Source organism: Bradyrhizobium sp. INPA03-11B, assembly GCF_040446015.1.
Lineage (GTDB): Bacteria > Pseudomonadota > Alphaproteobacteria > Rhizobiales > Xanthobacteraceae > Bradyrhizobium > Bradyrhizobium macuxiense_A.
Map to the genome: position 1 here is coordinate 68,677 of NZ_JASGSR010000011.1, position 16,071 is coordinate 84,747.

Here is a 16,071-nt window from a genome sequence, read left to right on the forward strand (position 1 = left end):
CCGTCCTAGAAAATAGCTTCGCTGCTTCTCCGTCATCCTGAGGAGCGCGCTTTGCGCGCGTCTCGAAGGATCGACGGCCACCAACCGGGCCGTGCATCCTTCGAGACGCCGCTTCGCGGCTCCTCAGGATGACGGTGAAGGAACTACGCTCGCTCTAACTGTTCTCGCCGCTACAAAATCGCGTGCGGCAGGAAGCGCGAGGTGTTGCCGGTGATCGGATTTTCATCTTCGCGGATCGAGAGCCCGCAGGGCGTGTGGTCGACCAGCCAGCTTCCCAGCACCGGATACTGTCCGGAAAAATTCGGCAGCGGCGCGAGTGCCTGGCGGATGAAGCCTTCGGCGCCGTAGGGACCTTGCTCGGCGACCAGCGTGATGCCGGCGCTGACCAGTTCGACATTGGCGCCCTCGCGCGAATAGATCGGCTTGCGCACGAAGGAGGTGCCGAGCTGGGCTGCCTGCGGGTCGTCGTCGAAATAGGCCGGCAGCAGATTGGGGTGGTTTGGGAACATCTCCCACAACAGCGGCAGGATGCCCTTGTTGGACAGGATCGCTTTCCATGGCGGCTCGATCCATTGCGTCGGCGCGGAGCTGAGGTTCTTGCCGAATGCGTCGTGAAACATCCACTCCCACGGATAGAGCTTGAAGGCGAGCGCGATCGGGCTTTCGTCGAGGTCGACGAACCGGCCATCATCGCGCAGCCCGATCTCCTCGATGTCGAGCAGCGTCGTCTTCAGCCCGGCTTGCGCCGCGGTGTCCTCGAGATAGGCGAGCGTGCCGGCGTCCTCGGCATTGCCGGTCAATCCCGTGAGATGCAGCGGATGGTTGGCGCCGATGGTCTTCCAGGCCTCGATCAGCCGCTCATGGATCGAGTTGAACTGGTCGGCGCGCTTGGGGATGATGTTGCGCTGGATCGCCTGTTCGAGCCAGGTCCATTGAAACACCGCCGCCTCGAAGATCGAGGTCGGCGTGTCGGCATTGTATTCGAGCAGCTTGGCCGGGCCGCTGCCGCTGAACTTGAGGTCGAGCCGGCCGTAGAGGCTTGGATCCTTGCGGCGCCAGCTCTCCGCGATCAGGCCCCAGAACGCCTCGGGTATCTTGAGCCGGCGCAGATAGCGCTCGTCCTTGACCGCGCGTCCGGCGAGCTCGAGGCACATCGCATCGATCTCGCCGGTCGGCGCCTCGATATCGCGCTCGATCTCGTCGAGCGTGAAGGCGTAATAGGCGCGCTCGTCCCAGTAGCGTTCGCCGTCGATGGTGTGGAAGGTGAAACCGGCGCTCTCGGCGGTTGCCTGCCAATCGTCGCGCTCGGGACATGCGATGCGTTGCATGAAGGGGACCGTGATCTTCAGAAGATGTGTGTCAGCGTCGTGTCAGCCACCGCCATGCGAGAACTCGCCGCGAGCGAGCGCGCGCGGCGCATCGCCGAAGCCGCCGGAGGGGTACACTTGCTCGGGCTTTCGCCTTTCCCCGTGCCTGGCATGGTGGTGATGACTGCGAGCATTGCCTGGCGTCAGGCCGATCGACGCTGCGCCGATCGCGACGCTGCCCATCAATTTCAGCCAGACGCGGCGCGAGCGCTTCATCGGCGCGATCCCTGCTGTCTGCCCTGCCTTTTGCGGAGCCGCGCCGAGTTTCCATCAGCTCCGATCGCCGGGCAAGTGAAAGCACGTGACGACGCGCCAAAGTGCTCATCAGCCACCGCCGAAGCCGAATGCATGCGCGAACGAGCCGAAGCCGCCGCGGCTCACCGACGAACTCGACGAGGATGAGGAGCCGCCCGACGACGAGCTGCCGCTGTAGAAGCTGCTGCGCGACGAGCCGCCGCCGCTGCTGCCCGATCCGGACGACGAGCTGCGTTGCGTGCAATCGGCGCCGGGTTGCGGGACGGCCGGCGCGGTGACGCCCGGCGGTGTCGGCGGGATCGGCTGGCAATTCTGCCGCGGCATCAGCGCGTAGGCGCCGCCGCCGACCGCGAGCGTGCCCATCATCAGCAGCGCGACATGGTTGGAGCGCTTGGAGGGCGGATCCGGCCGCGGCGGCACCGCCGGCACCACCGGCCGCCGCTTGCCGAATTCCGGGTTGGGTTTGCGCGCCATGGTTCGGCTCGATGGCTCAGTAGATCATGCAGGCCGCGTTCAGCGCGCCTGCGGCCAGTGAGGACAGCCCGAGCCAGATCGCCGCCGCCATTTCGCCGGAAGCGATCCGTGCCGACAGGTTCGGCACGGGGATCTTCACGATGTAATAGACGATGATCTGCACGATCAGCGCGATGATGCTCCAGATCAGGCAATCGATCACATTGGCGGAGTGGGCGATGGCGCTGACCACCGGCAGCACGAAGCCGAGCAGGCTGAGGCCGAGCGCAATCGCCGCCGCGGAATCATTGTCGCGGATCAGCTGGAATTCGTCATGCGGCGTGACGCGGGTGTAGACGAAGAGGTAGGCGACCACGGCGATCAGCGCCGTGCAGAAATAGACCAGGAACGCCGGCAGGCCGGCCAGGGATTGCAGGATCATGTGATGCGCCCGAACAGCCCTAAAAGCGCGATGAGATCAGGTTGAATTGTCATCGCGCTTTTGCTCGTTGTTTGAGCATGATCTTTCCGGAAAACCGCTTCGCACTTTTCCGGATCATGCTCCAGATGGTCATCCTATAGCTGATTGGTCGCAGTTCGCGAAGCTCCGGTTCGATCCGGCCACCGGCTTGTGCACCGGCGTGCGCGGACGGCAGCCGGAAATTGCTGCGCCGGTGTGAGCCGCTTCACAGCGGCCCTTGCGATAGCCGTCTATACGATATGCAACCAGAAGTGCATGTCGCGAATGGGCTCGGTGATCCCGATGACGACCAGTTTCGGCAACGACATCCTGCCGATGTTTCGACCGGGCGACATCGCCTGCATGACGCCAAAGGGCGTTCGGCTCGGCGACGCCGACTGGATGGGCGACCCGTCCGGCAATGACGACTTCGCCGATCACGCCAATGCACGCCGCGTCTTCGCCGCGCTGTCGTCCGGCTTCATGCCGCCCGGTCACCGATGGTCGCAGGACTCGCTCGATCTCTATGCGAGCTGGATGGGGGACGGCTTCCAACCTTGAACCTCAATGTGGAGAGCAAAGATGAGAAGGTCGATCGACACGCTGCTCGTCTGTGGTCTGTTTGTGCTTCCCGCCGTTCCGGCCGCGGCGCAGTCGCCGCCGAATCCGGCGATGACCGCGCCGGATCAGGTCGCCTGGCAGCTCTTCATCCAGGCCAACACCCGCGCCGGCGGCAGCAATTCGACGTTCGAGACCTGGGCGAGCGATACCGACCTGTTCCAGCCCAATCCGCAGTTTCCGGCGGCCGCGACGCCGCCGTCGTTGCGCCCGCCGATCCTGCCGCAGGTGGCGCGGGAAGGCGTGCAGCAGAGCGGCGGATTGCTGCCGGCGCTGCCGCCTGGCGCCGCGCAGGGGCAGATGGAGGAAACGCGTCACAACAAGGCGACGTTCGACTTCATCGTCCAGAACAACCTTTACAAGCTGTCGGGCGTGAAGGCCGCATTCGGCAAGACGCTGTCGTTCCCGGTCGATTCGATCGAGGTGAAGGGAAACTGGGTGCCGGTCAGCGACATTCCGCAATTCACCAACAACAAGGTGACGGCGGCGCAGGCGCCGCAGCTCTATCACGTCAACAGCGCGGCCGGCGTACAGTACGCCCTGGTCTCGATGCATGTGATCAGCAAGCAGGTGCCGAACTGGACCTGGGCGACGTTCGAGCACCGTTTCAATCCGGGCCGCTGCGACATCATCGGCTGCCGCGATAATTTCGGCGCGCAGACCGCGTTCGTGCCGTCGAACCGGACCGCCGGCCAGGGCTATCCGGATTGCGCGAAGACACCTGCGCTGACGGCGATGCTGTCGAGCGCGGACATCGATCCCGTCTACAACAATTACTGCCTGAAGGGGTCGCAGGTCGATTTCGTCGACAATGTCGGGCTCGACATCAGGGTCGGCAATTCCGTCACCGAGGACGGCTTCGTCGCGACGTCGTCCTGCATCACCTGCCACGGCCGCGCGGCGTTCAAGGCGGACGGCACGCCGGCGTCGCAGGCCGGATTCCTCTCGTTCGGTCCGAATGGCCCGATCGCTCCGCTCGGGCCGCTGCTGCCCGAATGGTACTGGAAGTTCGCGAGCCAGCCGCCGATCTTCGAGGGCAAGCCGGGCCTCACGCGGATCGCGACTGCGGCGGACTTCGTCTGGTCGATCCCGTTCTGCGCCTATGACGATACGCAAAGTCCGGTGCAGCCGACGCCATGCGCCGGGAAGTGAGACCGGACTGATGGCCGGCTCGCGCGAGCGCAGGCTTCCGCTTGCGGGCAGTGAGCGCGCCGCGCCTGATGGCGCGACGCTGGTCGGCGATGTCGATCCGAACGAGCGGATCTCCGTCGTGGTCTATGTCAAGCGGCGCACCCCGGACAAGTTTCAGCCGGGCAGCGCCGGTGATCTGGCCCGGCTCGCCAAACCGGTCACCCGGCACCAGCTCGCGACGCAGCGCCATCGCAGCCATGCCCGCGCCGCCGCGCGGATCGCAGGATTGGCGGCGGAGAGGGGATTGAGCGTCCTCGGTACCGATCTTGTCGCGCGCACCGTCATGCTTGAAGGCACCGCAAGGCAGATGGCCGAGACCTTCGGTGCAACGCTGCGCATCTATCGTGACGGGCAGCGCGAATTTCGTGCGCGGGTCGGCGGCCTGACGGTGCCGGCCGAGATCGCGCCATGGACCCGCGCCATTCTCGGTTTCGATCAGCGCCCGCTCCGGACCAGGATGCCGCTTGTGCAGGCCCGCGCCGACACGGGGGGCGACAGCGGGTTGTGGCCGACCGACATCGCCGCCCGCTACGGCATTCCGCTGGACCATGACGTGTCGTCGATCTGCGTCGGCATCGTCGCGCTCGGCGGCGGCTATCTCCAGAGCGACCTTGCGATGGCGCTGACCGGCATGAATCGGCAGCCGCCGGCCGTCGTCAATGTGCCGCAGACTGGTAACGACAGCGGTCTCGGCAGCAACGATGTCGCCGATCAGGAGCTCGCGCTCGACCTCCAGGTGCTGGCCGGCCTGCTGCCGAAGGGCAAGATCGTGGTCTACTTTGCCGAGAACTCCGCAGCCGGTCTCACCGACGCGATTCATCAGGCGGTGTTCGATGAGCAGCATGCGCCGCAGGTGATCTCGGTCAGCTGGGGCAGCGCAGAGAAATTCTGGACCGCGCCGGGGCGCGATGCGATGCAGGCGGTGCTCGCCGATGCCGCGCGGCTGCGCGTCAGCGTGCTGTTCGCCTCCGGCGATCAGCTGGCGACCAGCGGCCTGACCGACGGCAAGCTCCATGTCTGGTTTCCCGCCTCGAGCCCGTATGCGACGAGCTGCGGCGGCACGCAGCCGGTGCCTGCCGCGGGCAACGGGTCGGCCGCGGCGGAGGCGGTGTGGAACGCCGGCGCGATCGGCACCGGCGGCGGCATCAGCGATGCGTTTCCAGTCCCCGATTATCAGTCGCATCTGACGCTGCCGAAGTCGCAGAACGATGGCGCGATCCGGCGCGGCGTCCCGGACGTCGCCTGCGCGGCCGCGGCAAGCCCGGGCTACCGCATCATCGTCAACGGGCAGTCGATGGCGATGAGCGGGACCAGCGCCGCGACACCGCTATGGGCCGCCCTGGTCGCGATTGCGATCGCCGCGCGCGGCGAGCAGATCGGCTTCCTCAATGCGGCGCTTTACGCCAATCCCGGCGCCTTCCGCGCGATCGAGCAGGGCAACAACCGCGTCGGCGGCAAGGGCTACGATGCCGGCCCCGGCTGGAGCGCCTGCACCGGGCTCGGCGTTCCCAGGGGGGCGGATGTTCTCGCCGCGCTGGCCGCGGTCCCGGTGGTGTAGCCTCCCAAAAACAAAAACCCCACCATTCGCGGCGGGGTTCAGGAGGTTTGCTGCAGAAAGCGTCAGGCGGGAATGCGCTCGTCGGCCTCGTGCGGCTCGCGCAGCACGTAGCCGCGGCCCCACACGGTCTCGATGAAGTTGCGGCCCTCGGAGGCGTTCGCGAGCTTCTTGCGGAGCTTGCAGATGAAGACGTCGATGATCTTCAGCTCCGGCTCATCCATGCCGCCGTAGAGGTGATTGAGGAACATTTCCTTGGTGAGCGTGGTGCCCTTGCGGAGCGAGAGCAGCTCCAGCATCTGGTATTCCTTGCCGGTCAGGTGCACGCGCTGACCGCCGACCTCGACCGTCTTGGTGTCCAGATTGACCACGAGATCGCCGGTCTGGATGACCGACTGGGCGTGACCCTTGGAGCGGCGGACGATCGCGTGGATGCGGGCGACCAGCTCGTCCTTGTGGAAGGGTTTGGTCATGTAGTCGTCGGCGCCGACGCCGAGACCCTTGACCTTGTCCTCGATGCCGGCGAGGCCGGAGAGGATCAGAATGGGAGTCTTGATCTTCGAAACCCGGAGCTGCTTGAGCACGTCGTAGCCGGACATGTCGGGCAGGTTGAGGTCGAGCAGGATGATGTCGTAGTCGTAAAGCTTGCCGAGATCGACGCCTTCTTCACCGAGATCCGTCGTGTAGACGTTGAAACTCTCGGATTTGAGCATCAATTCGATCGACTGCGCGACGGCGCTATCATCTTCAATCAGCAAAACGCGCATGCCAGTCCCCTATAGTCGCCGCTCCGGGCGTCAGGTCGGCCGCACTTGCGGCACTCACAAAACGCCTTTGAACAACTGATTCGGATCCTGACAAGATATGGTTAACAAAAACTGATTCCTCGACGCAAGCTCTAACCGTGCAATTTTTGTCGAATCGCCCTAAGATATTGCGTAGAAGAAGCTTTTCCTAACCGCGCTCGTTCAGTTTCCACATTAAGAGACGGGCCTAACCGACTCTCGCGACTCGCCCTTCTTCTGATGGGCAAGCGACCTCAGTCACCAAAGACAGTGACGCAATGATTAATGATGCGGGTAAACACGAAGTTAAGCGGCTGGAGCAAAATCGCGGAAACTTAAGGTTTTCGCAATGAAGGCCCTCGCGGAGCAGATCGGCGACATCGACGGCGTCAATATTTATGGCCGTGTCGTCGGCGTCCGCGGGCTGATGGTCGAGATCGCCGGGCCCATTCACGCGATGTCGGTCGGCGCACGCATCGTGATCGACGTCGGCGCCGGCCGCTTCATCCCGGCCGAGGTGATCGGCTTCTCCGGCGAGAACGCGGTGGTGATGCCGTTCGGAGGACTCGAGGGTGTCAGGCGCGGTTGCCGCGCCGTCATCGCCAACGCGGCGAGCCAGGTGCGGCCGTCGCCGGCCTGGCTCGGCCGCGTCGTCAATGCGATGGGCGAACCGATCGACGGCAAGGGGCCGCTGCCGCAGGGCGCCTCGCCGATGTCCTACCGCAACTCGCCGCCGCCGGCGCATTCGCGCAAGCGGGTCGGGCCGCCGCTCGATCTCGGCGTGCGCGGCCTCAACACTTTCCTGACCTGCTGCCGCGGCCAGCGGCTCGGCATCTTCGCCGGCTCCGGCGTCGGCAAGTCGGTGCTGCTGTCGATGCTGGCGCGCAATGTCGATGCCGCGATCTCGGTGATCGGGCTGATCGGCGAACGTGGCCGCGAGGTGCAGGAATTCCTCCAGGAAGATCTCGGCGAGGAAGGGCTGGCGCGCTCGGTCGTGGTGGTCGCCACCTCGGACGAGCCGGCGCTGATGCGGCGCCAGGCGGCGTACCTGACGCTCGCCATCGCGGAGTATTTCCGCGACGAGGATCAGGACGTGCTGTGCCTGATGGACTCGGTGACGCGCTTTGCTATGGCGCAACGCGAGATCGGGCTCTCGGCGGGCGAGCCGCCGACCGCCAAGGGCTACACGCCGACAGTGTTCACCGAACTGCCGAAGCTGTTGGAGCGGGCAGGGCCCGGCACCGGCGCCGGCACCATCACCGCGATCTTCACGGTGCTGGTCGACGGCGACGATCACAATGAGCCGATCGCCGACGCGGTGCGCGGCATCCTCGACGGTCATATCGTGATGCAGCGGGCGATCGCCGAGCGCGGCCGCTATCCAGCCGTCAACATCCTGAAGTCAGTCTCGCGCACCATGCCGAAGTCGGCCGACCCCAGCTTCCTGCCCTTCATCAACAAGGCGCGGCAGGTGATGGCGACCTATGCCGACATGGAGGAACTGATCCGGCTCGGCGCCTACCGGCCGGGTTCCAGCCCCGAGGTCGACGAGGCGATCCGGCTGCATGAGCCGCTCGAGGCCTATCTGCGCCAGGCCAAGGACGAGGCGACCAGCCTTGGCGACGGCTACCGGCAACTCGCTCAAATCCTGTCGGGTTTGGAAACGGAACGCTAACTTTGTCAGGCCATCATCCCCGGCACACCATAGCTATGCCGGCGGGGCCCAGCGGGGAGCCGGCTCTGTCCCGCGTTCGGATTTGGGACTTCTGGGGAGTATGAGTCGATGAAGTCACGTGAAACGCTGATCCGCCTGAAGAAATTTCAGGTCGATGAAAAGCGCCGTCGGGTTACCCAGATCGAAGGCATGATCGCCGACTTCCAGCGCATGTCCGTCGAGCTCGAGCGCGAGATCCAGACCGAGCAGGAGCGCGCCGGGATCAATGATCCCTCGCACTTCGCCTATCCCACCTATGCCAAGGCCGCGATCCAGCGCCGCGAGAACCTGACCCGCTCGGCCGACGAGTTGCGCGCCCAGCTCGACGACGCCAAGGCGCTGCTGTCGGAAGCCTTCGAGGAGCTGAAGAAGGTGGAGCTGCTCGACGAGCGCGACCAGGCGCGCGAACGCGCGGAGGAGAGCGCTCGCGAGCAAGCCGACATGGATTCGATCGGCCTGATGCGGGCCCGTCTCGGCGTCATCGCCTGAACCCTCGCTCCCTCCGCTGACCATCTTGCGAGCCCGGGCCGATCGCCCGGGCTTTTTGCTGGGCGCTGTCCACGAGCCGGCCTCTTGTCGGCCACTTGTCAGCCACTTGGCGGATCGTGCTGTCCCAAAATATGCTACCACCGGTCCGGACCGGATGATCGGCGGCGCGGTGGCAATGAGGCGATGGGGGATGCAGGCTTGGAGGGCGCTGAATGCTGACGCCGGCTGAGCTCGTCTGGCTGATCGCCGCCGTCGCCAAGGGGGATGAGGCCGCCTTCGAGCGGCTGTACGCCGCGACCCGCGCGAAACTCTTCGGCGTGGTGCTCCGTATCTTGCGGCGACAGGACCTCGCCGAGGAGGTCATTCAGGAGGCTTACGTCAAGATCTGGAACAGCGCCGGGCAGTTCAACCCAGCCCTGTCGTCCCCGATCACGTGGATGACGTCGATCGCGCGCAACCGCGCCATCGATGTGGTGCGCAAGCGAGGCGAGTCCTCGCTGGAGGAAGAGCCGGCCGCGATGGAAGTCGCCGCCGACCAGCCCGATCCGCTGGCGCGACGGGAGATGACGGAAGAGTTGAAGCGGCTGCTGGAGTGCGTCGGTCGCCTGGAGCCCGATCGTCAGAAGCTCGTGCTGCTCGCCTATTACAACGGCTGGAGCCGCGAGCAGCTCGCCGCAAAGTTCGAGACGCCGGTGAACACGGTGAAGACCTGGCTGCGCCGCAGCCTGATGGATATCCGGGAGTGTCTTGGACTCTGATTGATGGCCTATAGCGAAGACCATATCGCGCTCGCCGCGGAATATGCGCTCGGTACACTCGATGCCGACGAGCGCATGCAGGTCGAGACCATGATGGCCGTCGACACCGAGTTCGCCGCGCTCGTGCAGGCCTGGGAGTTCAGGCTCGGACCGCTGAACCAGATGGTTGGCCTGGTCGAGCCGCGCCCGGTGGTCTGGGAGAACATCAAGGCGGCGATCGGCCATGCCACCACGCCGCAGGCGCCGCTGGTGCTGCCCGAGGCGCCGGCTGCGTCGGTGACGCCGCCGCCACCGACGCCGATCGCAGACGATGTCGAATTCGGCTCGGCGTTCGATCCGGAGCCTTCGCAGCCACCAGCGGTCCAGCAGCCGGCCGAGGCCCGGCGGGCATCGGTCCGGGCACGTTTTGGCATCGACGACAGCCAGGTGATCTCGCTGACGAGCCGCATGAAGCGCTGGCGCGGCATCGCGTCGGCCGCGACCGCGATCGCGGCCGCGCTGCTGGTGACGCTCGGCCTGCAGATTTACCGGCCCGACGCCTTGCCGAATGCGATCCGGCCGAAGCCGCGCATCCAGACCGTGGAAGTGAAGACGCCCGCGCCGGCCTTCACGCCGTCGGCGCAATATGTCGCGCTGTTGCAGGGTCAGAATGGCGGGCCGGCCTTCATCATGACCATCGACGGCGCGACCAAGAACTTCACCGTGCGCAAGGTCGGCGCCGCCTCGGAGCCCGGCAAGAGCTTCGAGCTCTGGCTGATCTCCGACAAGCTGCCGCAGCCGCGCTCGCTCGGCGTGATCGGCGCCGATGATTTCACCGCGCGTCCGGTGCTGTCGGGCTACGATCCCGACGTGATCAACGGCGCCACCTATGCGGTGACCGTCGAACCGGCCGGCGGTTCGCCGAACGGCCAGCCGACCTCGGCGCCGATCTTCACCGGCAAGCTGATCGAGACCGTGCCGCCTGCGTCGAACCCGCCGCGATAAACCCGCTATGAGAGGTCGCGAGCGCTTCCGTCATTGCGAGGAGCGGAGCGACGAAGCAATCCATGCTTCCGTACATGCGGAGACATGGATTGCTTCGCTTCGCTCGCAATGACGTGGACGGAATTTTGCGCGCCTCAAAGTAAGTGACTTGGCTCCGCCACTCGCACAAAAAAGAAAACGCCCGTGGGGAGCGGGCGTTTTCGATAGTCAACTTGGGGGTAGTTGGGGGTCTTAAATATCCACGTAGCGACTTTGGGGGGCTGTAAAGAACACCACGTGAATTCGTGAAACTCTCCTGTTAGCGGACCATTGAGGTGCCCGAGCTCGTGATTGCCACCGGCTTGCCGGCCTTCATGACTCGCGCCGTCTGCGTGTATCCATCATCCGACGAATTATGTGCCGCAATGCCGAAGCCCGCGACCAAGATACCGGCGAACAACGCCACAACCACAATCTTCAGATGCGTCATACGATCGGCGCTGTAGATCGAGTGGTTCATGGAAGTCTCCTGCCGCCTTCCTGCTCTCAGTCAATCTGTCGGTCTGGTCTGTTGCCCGGTTCAACGTCTCGTGCCTCGCTAACGTAGGATTTGCCGATTCCGTTCCCCAGAGGTCATCACAAGGGCGTGATGAGACGTGATCGGTCGCGATCAAAGATGACCCTTTGGTAATCTGTGATCGCATTAAACCAATGTAATATCAGTATCTTGGGCGGACGCTGGGATGCTGCATCCCAAATGGGTCCGTTTCGGTCTGTTCCACATAAATCAGTTGCCTGTGGCGAGAAAACACAGGCGAAAACGCAAGTGATTTGCGGCCGCTAGGGCGTTTTCAAACGAAGTGGGCACCCGGTTCACGGGGAGACAACGCGTCAGATAACAACCCAGGGCTTCGGTTCCGCCTCGGCCGGAATCGAAGCTCTAGACGCTGCCGACCGTCTTCAGCCGGGCCCGCGGATGGATCTCGGCCTGTGACAAAACGGTGGTCTGCGAACGGAACCGTTCCACCAGCGAACGAACGAACGGCCGGATCGCGGCCGACGTCACCAGCACCGGCGCCTCGCCCTCGCGCGCCGCCTGCTCGAAGGCGTTGCGCACGGCGGTCATGAATTCCGAAAGCTTCGAGGGCTGCATCGCCAGGCTGCGGTCGTCGCCGGTGCCGACGATCGACTCGGCGAATGCCTGCTCCCAGCGCGCCGACAGCGCGATCAGCGGAAGGTAGCCGTTCGGCGAGGTGTTCTGGGCGCAGATCTGCCGCGCCAGCCGGGCGCGGACGTGCTCGACCATGGTCGCCGGATTGCGCGAGAACGCCAGCGCGTCGGCGATGCCCTCGAGGATGGTCGAGAGATCGCGGATCGAGATGCGCTCGGCGAGCAACAATTGCAGCACGCGCTGGATGCCCGACACCGTGACCTGGCTCGGCACGATGTCCTTGATCAGCTCGCCCTGCTCCTTCGGCAGGTCCTTCAACAGCTTCTGCACCTCGCCGTAGGACAACAGGTCCGACATGTTGGTCTTGAGCAGCTCGGTCAGATGCGTCGACAGCACCGTGGCGGCGTCGACCACGGTGTAGCCCTTCAGCGCGGCCTCTTCCTTCAGGCCGGCATCGACCCAGGTCGCGGGCAGGCCGAAGGTCGGCTCGATGGTGTGGATGCCGGGCAGCTGTACCTGGTTGCCGGCGGGGTCCATGACCATGAACTGGTTCGGCCAGATCTTGCCGGTGCCGGCGTCGACTTCCTTGATCTTGATGGCGTAGCTGTTGGCCTCGAGCTGCACATTGTCGAGGATTCGCACCGCCGGCATCACGAAACCCATCTCGATCGCGAGCGAGCGGCGCAGCGCCTTGATCTGCTCTGTGAGGCGGTCGGTGCCGTCAGGACCGTTGACCAGCGGCAGCAGCGCGTAGCCGAGCTCGATCTTGAGGTCGTCGATCTTCAGCGCGGCGGCGATCGGCTCTTCTGCGGCGGCTGCGGCGGCGGCCGCGGCTGCAGCGGGGGCTGCAGCGGCTGCAGTTTCGGCAGCCTTCGCGGCGCGCTTCTGCTTGCGCGCGTTCCAGGCCAGCATCGCCGCGCCGGAGCCCAGCGCCAGGAACGGCAGGGTCGGAATGCCCGGCAGCAGCCCCAGCACCAGCATGACGCCGGCCGACATGCCGAGCGCCTGCGGATAGCCGGAGAGCTGGCGCATCAGCGCCTTGTCGGCGGCGCCGGTGATGCCGGCCTTGGAGACGAGCAGGCCGGCTGCGGTCGAGACGATCAGCGCCGGCACCTGGGTGACGAGGCCGTCGCCGACCGTCAGCACGGTGTAGGTGCGGGCGGCTTCGCTGAAGGACAGGCCCTGCTGGGCGACGCCGATGATGATACCGCCGACGATGTTGATGCCGACGATCAGGAGGCCGGCGATGGCGTCGCCGCGAACGAATTTCGAGGCACCGTCCATCGCGCCGAAGAAGCCGCTTTCGTCTTCCAGCGCCTTGCGGCGCTCCTTGGCGGCCTTCTCGTCGATCAGGCCGGCGGAGAGGTCGGCGTCGATCGCCATCTGCTTGCCGGGCATCGAGTCCAACTGGAAGCGTGCCGCGACTTCGGCGATGCGGCCCGAACCCTTGGTGATGACCACGAAGTTCACGATCACCAGGATCGCGAACACGATGATGCCGATCACGAAGTTGCCGCCCATCACGAAGTTGCCGAAGGCCTCGATGACGTGGCCGGCGGCCGCCGTGCCCTCGTGGCCGTGGCTCAGGATCAGCCGGGTCGAAGCCATGTTCAGCGACAGCCGCAGCATGGTCGAGATCAGGAGGATGGTCGGAAACGACGAGAATTCCAGCGGCGCCTGGATGAATAGCGAGGTCATCAGGATCAGGATCGAGACCGTGATCGAGACCGCCAGGAAGAGGTCGAGCACGATCGAGGGCAGCGGCAGGATCAGCACCACCAGGATGGTGAGGACGCCGACCGCGAGCGCGATGTCGCCGCGCTTCAGGATGTCGCCGATCTCGCCGAGGCTCGGTAGTCCGCTCTTGCCTGCCGTGCCCTGACCCGCCGTGACGTCGACCATGGTAGCCGCTCTCCCTCGCGACTGGCGGCCGCGGCCGCCAAGCGTCTGCGCGACGGCCGCAGGGCCGCCGTTCCGAAAGTGAGGCACCGCGCTGGCGTTCACGGGGATCTCCGCCCGTTAGACGCGTTCGACGACACTCGACTTCACTCGGCAATTCTTGCCGGGTGTATGGTTAGCAAAGGGTTAATGAGCGGGGTTCGGTGTCTGGATACCGTGAAATTGGTCCATTAGCCGTTTTTGCAGATTCCAGACATCACTGCGTGATCCGGCGGATACTCGACGATATCAGGTTTGACGAAACGTGAGTTTCGACCTTCGAACGGTAGCGTCGATCTTGCACTGATCCAACAATAGCTGGAGGGCTGTTGCCTGATTGTCCTGATTCGAGTGAGGCCCGATCAGAATTCCTTTGATCGGCAGTCCTTCGTCCAGTCCGGCGAACAGTTGTATGTACGGCACCACCGCGCCACCCTTGCTCTCTCGAAAAAACACTTTCTTGGGCTTGCGATTGTCGTCGGGAGCTTGAACACCCGGTCGATTGCAGAGAGCAGCAATGCGGTATTCCCTCTCTTCAGAAAAACCAGGATCTTTCAAAAACGGCAGTATTGATAGGAATGGGCGTGTGAAGCTTTCGAAACGCGTCTTACCGAAATCATATTGGTCACCATTCACGTCTTCGAACAATACGCGGAGCATGGCACGACCGAGCCCATTGAACTGATCGAGCTTCGCACGATCTCTGTGATCGTCATAGCTTACCGTTTCCGTGAGCAGGCCCTGATATTGAAACGTTGCGTTCTCTCGTTTGGCAAGCTCATCAAGTGCTAGCTCATCGAATTCAATGGCAAAGCCTCCATTGGCGTAGCCCCTCCACTGACTCAACAGCCCGTTCTCGTACTCGGGCTCGGCGCGATCATGCAGGCAGAATGAACAGATATAGAATGGAGCAATCTTCTCAAGCGCGACGAACATGCTGTCCAAGACCTTCTCGGCTTGCATTTCATGTATCTTCGCGCCGTGCTCCTTGTATATCTCTTCTTTCAGAACCTGCTGCCTAATGAGCTCAGGAACGATTTCTGCGATTTCTCTAGTGAGTTCTGGCTTGAGGAGCTCTCTTAAAATTCTGCATTCGGCGGAGTCATTCAAAAAGTTCGCGTGCGTCGCAAACAGTGATTGAGTTTGAAGTATGCCGACTAAGCCCGCTGCAGTCGTATAGTGGAAGAGGGATCGGCTGGTGGTTGAGGCTGCCTTTTGTACCTTAGTATCCAATGTCGGCGTGGGATCGAGCGTTCTTGGCGCATTGTTGGCTTCGTTCTCATTGGGGCCCCGCCGTTCGGCCTGCGACGCGAGCGATCGCCGACGTCTGCGTTCTTTGCGATTCATTCAACCCTCTGCCCGGTGACAGGGCTCGCTCGCCCTGAGCCCGCCGTTGTACCGAATCGCGGGACGCGCAAAGTCTAACATCAAGCGAGGATGCCATCGGGTGAGCATAACCGTGTGAGCGAACTACTTGTATCGCACTCGGCCTAGCCGAGATTATCTCAGCACACCGAGCACGGCGCCCGATGCGGCGATGAGGCCGAGCGTGATGACGCTGGCGCGCCACAACAATTGCTGCCGGGCGGCGCGCCGGTCGTGGAATACCAGCCAGTCGTGGACAAAGCCCGCAGGGATGTCGAACACCACCGCCGGCTCGCCGCGATAGTGCGTCTCATGCTCGCAATACATCGTCCGGACCGTCGGCACGCCCAGCCGCTCGAGCTCGCAATGCCATTCCCAGGCATGCTTGCCGTTGGTCCAGCGATTTTCGAAAGGGGTCACGTGTGATTCCATGACGAGCCTCCTGGCCCACCCTTGAACCTCACGTGGCAATTCTAGCTCAATATCCGGGCCGGTGCGAGGCCGGCGTCGGCTGGACCGGACCGATCAGCGCGGTGCTAGTTGGCTGACTGCATCCATTTGCGCCAATGCGTCGGCTGGATGTCGAGATGCCTGCTGCCGGCATGGTCGACCCACTCGGTGCCATCCCGGTGGCACGGGAACATCAGCGCATGGACCATGCCGTCATAGTCGAGGACACAGACCTCGAGCTCCCGGTCCGACGGCGCCGTTGCAACGGGTAACCACTCTGCTGACGACGAATGCATGATGAGCCTCCGACAGTGTGCGCTTCGATCCTCATAACCTGCGAACTGCGCGCCATCCGGCGGGATGATAGGTCCGGATGGCGAGCCGCCAGTGTGAACCGGCTCGCATTGTAGCAGTTTTTCCTCGTCAGCATGGATCACGGTTCGGCCGACGATATTCCCGGCCGACCGGTCCGGCCGCGATCGCGCACCGCCATTGAACTTTCGCGGCCTCGTCGTCGACGAAAACGCCAGCAAGGCAAT

At 64.1% G+C, this 16,071-nt stretch carries 17 protein-coding genes; 7 read left to right on the plus strand and 10 right to left on the minus strand.

Annotation, left to right across the window (positions count from 1 at the left end; all coding sequences use genetic code 11):
* Nucleotides 1-170: 170 nt before the first annotated feature.
* The 4 genes from QMZ05_RS06865 to QMZ05_RS06880 all read right to left on the minus strand — a co-directional run bounded on the left by QMZ05_RS06865 (nucleotide 171) and on the right by QMZ05_RS06880 (nucleotide 2,517).
* Complete coding sequence (locus QMZ05_RS06865; protein ID WP_353700102.1) at nucleotides 171-1,328, minus strand: glutathionylspermidine synthase family protein; 1,158 nt, start codon at nucleotides 1,326-1,328, stop codon at nucleotides 171-173.
* 42 nt (nucleotides 1,329-1,370) lie between these two features.
* A complete protein-coding gene (locus tag QMZ05_RS06870; RefSeq protein WP_353700103.1) occupies nucleotides 1,371-1,583 on the minus strand; it encodes a hypothetical protein in 213 nt (70 codons plus the stop codon).
* Nucleotides 1,584-1,691: 108 nt separating this feature from the next.
* Nucleotides 1,692-2,096 carry a hypothetical protein gene (locus tag QMZ05_RS06875; RefSeq protein WP_353700104.1) on the minus strand — a complete coding sequence of 135 codons (405 nt, stop codon included), beginning with the start codon at nucleotides 2,094-2,096 and terminating at the stop codon, nucleotides 1,692-1,694.
* Nucleotides 2,097-2,112: 16 nt separating this feature from the next.
* Nucleotides 2,113-2,517 (minus strand): DUF350 domain-containing protein, encoded by a 405-nt coding sequence (locus QMZ05_RS06880; protein ID WP_074132099.1) that lies wholly within the window; start codon nucleotides 2,515-2,517, stop codon nucleotides 2,113-2,115.
* A 321-nt stretch (nucleotides 2,518-2,838) separates the two neighbouring features.
* Between QMZ05_RS06880 and QMZ05_RS06885 the strand changes: the two genes are divergently transcribed.
* From QMZ05_RS06885 to QMZ05_RS06895, 3 genes are read left to right on the plus strand one after another with little or no spacing between them, the layout of a single operon-like run.
* A complete protein-coding gene (locus QMZ05_RS06885; protein WP_353700105.1) occupies nucleotides 2,839-3,096 on the plus strand; it encodes a hypothetical protein in 258 nt (85 codons plus the stop codon).
* 21 nt (nucleotides 3,097-3,117) lie between these two features.
* A complete protein-coding gene (locus tag QMZ05_RS06890; RefSeq protein ID WP_353700106.1) occupies nucleotides 3,118-4,305 on the plus strand; it encodes a hypothetical protein in 1,188 nt (395 codons plus the stop codon).
* Between the two features lie 10 nt (nucleotides 4,306-4,315).
* Complete coding sequence (locus QMZ05_RS06895; RefSeq protein WP_353700107.1) at nucleotides 4,316-5,902, plus strand: S53 family peptidase; 1,587 nt, start codon at nucleotides 4,316-4,318, stop codon at nucleotides 5,900-5,902.
* A 62-nt stretch (nucleotides 5,903-5,964) separates the two neighbouring features.
* Here the strand turns inward: QMZ05_RS06895 and ctrA are convergent, their stop codons facing one another.
* Entirely contained in the window at nucleotides 5,965-6,666 is a 702-nt protein-coding gene (gene ctrA / locus QMZ05_RS06900) for a response regulator transcription factor CtrA (RefSeq protein WP_016848562.1), read from the minus strand.
* 367 nt (nucleotides 6,667-7,033) lie between these two features.
* Here ctrA and fliI point away from each other — a divergent pair, with 367 nt between their 5' ends.
* The 4 genes from fliI to QMZ05_RS06920 all read left to right on the plus strand — a co-directional run bounded on the left by fliI (nucleotide 7,034) and on the right by QMZ05_RS06920 (nucleotide 10,629).
* The gene (gene fliI, locus QMZ05_RS06905) at nucleotides 7,034-8,359 is read left to right on the plus strand and encodes a flagellar protein export ATPase FliI (protein WP_353700108.1); all 1,326 of its coding nucleotides are present in this window, start codon (nucleotides 7,034-7,036) and stop codon (nucleotides 8,357-8,359) included.
* Nucleotides 8,360-8,467: 108 nt separating this feature from the next.
* Complete coding sequence (gene fliJ, locus QMZ05_RS06910) at nucleotides 8,468-8,887, plus strand: flagellar export protein FliJ (RefSeq protein ID WP_021081901.1); 420 nt, start codon at nucleotides 8,468-8,470, stop codon at nucleotides 8,885-8,887.
* 212 nt (nucleotides 8,888-9,099) lie between these two features.
* Nucleotides 9,100-9,645, plus strand: a complete 546-nt coding sequence (locus tag QMZ05_RS06915) for a sigma-70 family RNA polymerase sigma factor (protein WP_050425319.1) — start codon at nucleotides 9,100-9,102, stop codon at nucleotides 9,643-9,645.
* Nucleotides 9,646-9,648: 3 nt separating this feature from the next.
* Nucleotides 9,649-10,629 carry an anti-sigma factor gene (locus QMZ05_RS06920; RefSeq protein WP_353700109.1) on the plus strand — a complete coding sequence of 327 codons (981 nt, stop codon included), beginning with the start codon at nucleotides 9,649-9,651 and terminating at the stop codon, nucleotides 10,627-10,629.
* 298 nt (nucleotides 10,630-10,927) lie between these two features.
* Here the strand turns inward: QMZ05_RS06920 and QMZ05_RS06925 are convergent, their stop codons facing one another.
* The 5 genes from QMZ05_RS06925 to QMZ05_RS06945 all read right to left on the minus strand — a co-directional run bounded on the left by QMZ05_RS06925 (nucleotide 10,928) and on the right by QMZ05_RS06945 (nucleotide 15,828).
* Nucleotides 10,928-11,128, minus strand: a complete 201-nt coding sequence (locus tag QMZ05_RS06925) for a hypothetical protein (protein WP_353700110.1) — start codon at nucleotides 11,126-11,128, stop codon at nucleotides 10,928-10,930.
* A 420-nt stretch (nucleotides 11,129-11,548) separates the two neighbouring features.
* On the minus strand, nucleotides 11,549-13,681 hold the full coding sequence (flhA, locus tag QMZ05_RS06930) for a flagellar biosynthesis protein FlhA (RefSeq protein WP_353700111.1): 2,133 nt from the start codon (nucleotides 13,679-13,681) through the stop codon (nucleotides 11,549-11,551).
* A 285-nt stretch (nucleotides 13,682-13,966) separates the two neighbouring features.
* Complete coding sequence (locus tag QMZ05_RS06935; protein ID WP_353700112.1) at nucleotides 13,967-15,064, minus strand: DUF2971 domain-containing protein; 1,098 nt, start codon at nucleotides 15,062-15,064, stop codon at nucleotides 13,967-13,969.
* A gap of 153 nt (nucleotides 15,065-15,217) precedes the next feature.
* A complete protein-coding gene (locus QMZ05_RS06940; RefSeq protein WP_353700113.1) occupies nucleotides 15,218-15,502 on the minus strand; it encodes a hypothetical protein in 285 nt (94 codons plus the stop codon).
* Nucleotides 15,503-15,618: 116 nt separating this feature from the next.
* On the minus strand, nucleotides 15,619-15,828 hold the full coding sequence (locus tag QMZ05_RS06945; protein WP_050425323.1) for a hypothetical protein: 210 nt from the start codon (nucleotides 15,826-15,828) through the stop codon (nucleotides 15,619-15,621).
* Nucleotides 15,829-16,071: the final 243 nt, after the last annotated feature.

Bases quoted from the DNA above. Each gene is read 5' to 3' on its own strand.
- QMZ05_RS06865 (WP_353700102.1), bottom strand. From the start codon at position 1,328: ATGCAACGCATCGCATGTCCCGAGCGCGACGATTGGCAGGCAACCGCC.
- QMZ05_RS06870 (WP_353700103.1), bottom strand. From the start codon at position 1,583: ATGAAGCGCTCGCGCCGCGTCTGGCTGAAATTGATGGGCAGCGTCGCG.
- QMZ05_RS06875 (WP_353700104.1), bottom strand. From the start codon at position 2,096: ATGGCGCGCAAACCCAACCCGGAATTCGGCAAGCGGCGGCCGGTGGTG.
- QMZ05_RS06880 (WP_074132099.1), bottom strand. From the start codon at position 2,517: ATGATCCTGCAATCCCTGGCCGGCCTGCCGGCGTTCCTGGTCTATTTC.
- QMZ05_RS06885 (WP_353700105.1), top strand. From the start codon at position 2,839: ATGACGACCAGTTTCGGCAACGACATCCTGCCGATGTTTCGACCGGGC.
- QMZ05_RS06890 (WP_353700106.1), top strand. From the start codon at position 3,118: ATGAGAAGGTCGATCGACACGCTGCTCGTCTGTGGTCTGTTTGTGCTT.
- QMZ05_RS06895 (WP_353700107.1), top strand. From the start codon at position 4,316: ATGGCCGGCTCGCGCGAGCGCAGGCTTCCGCTTGCGGGCAGTGAGCGC.
- ctrA (WP_016848562.1), bottom strand. From the start codon at position 6,666: ATGCGCGTTTTGCTGATTGAAGATGATAGCGCCGTCGCGCAGTCGATC.
- fliI (WP_353700108.1), top strand. From the start codon at position 7,034: ATGAAGGCCCTCGCGGAGCAGATCGGCGACATCGACGGCGTCAATATT.
- fliJ (WP_021081901.1), top strand. From the start codon at position 8,468: ATGAAGTCACGTGAAACGCTGATCCGCCTGAAGAAATTTCAGGTCGAT.
- QMZ05_RS06915 (WP_050425319.1), top strand. From the start codon at position 9,100: ATGCTGACGCCGGCTGAGCTCGTCTGGCTGATCGCCGCCGTCGCCAAG.
- QMZ05_RS06920 (WP_353700109.1), top strand. From the start codon at position 9,649: ATGGCCTATAGCGAAGACCATATCGCGCTCGCCGCGGAATATGCGCTC.
- QMZ05_RS06925 (WP_353700110.1), bottom strand. From the start codon at position 11,128: ATGAACCACTCGATCTACAGCGCCGATCGTATGACGCATCTGAAGATT.
- flhA (WP_353700111.1), bottom strand. From the start codon at position 13,681: ATGGTCGACGTCACGGCGGGTCAGGGCACGGCAGGCAAGAGCGGACTA.
- QMZ05_RS06935 (WP_353700112.1), bottom strand. From the start codon at position 15,064: ATGAATCGCAAAGAACGCAGACGTCGGCGATCGCTCGCGTCGCAGGCC.
- QMZ05_RS06945 (WP_050425323.1), bottom strand. From the start codon at position 15,828: ATGCATTCGTCGTCAGCAGAGTGGTTACCCGTTGCAACGGCGCCGTCG.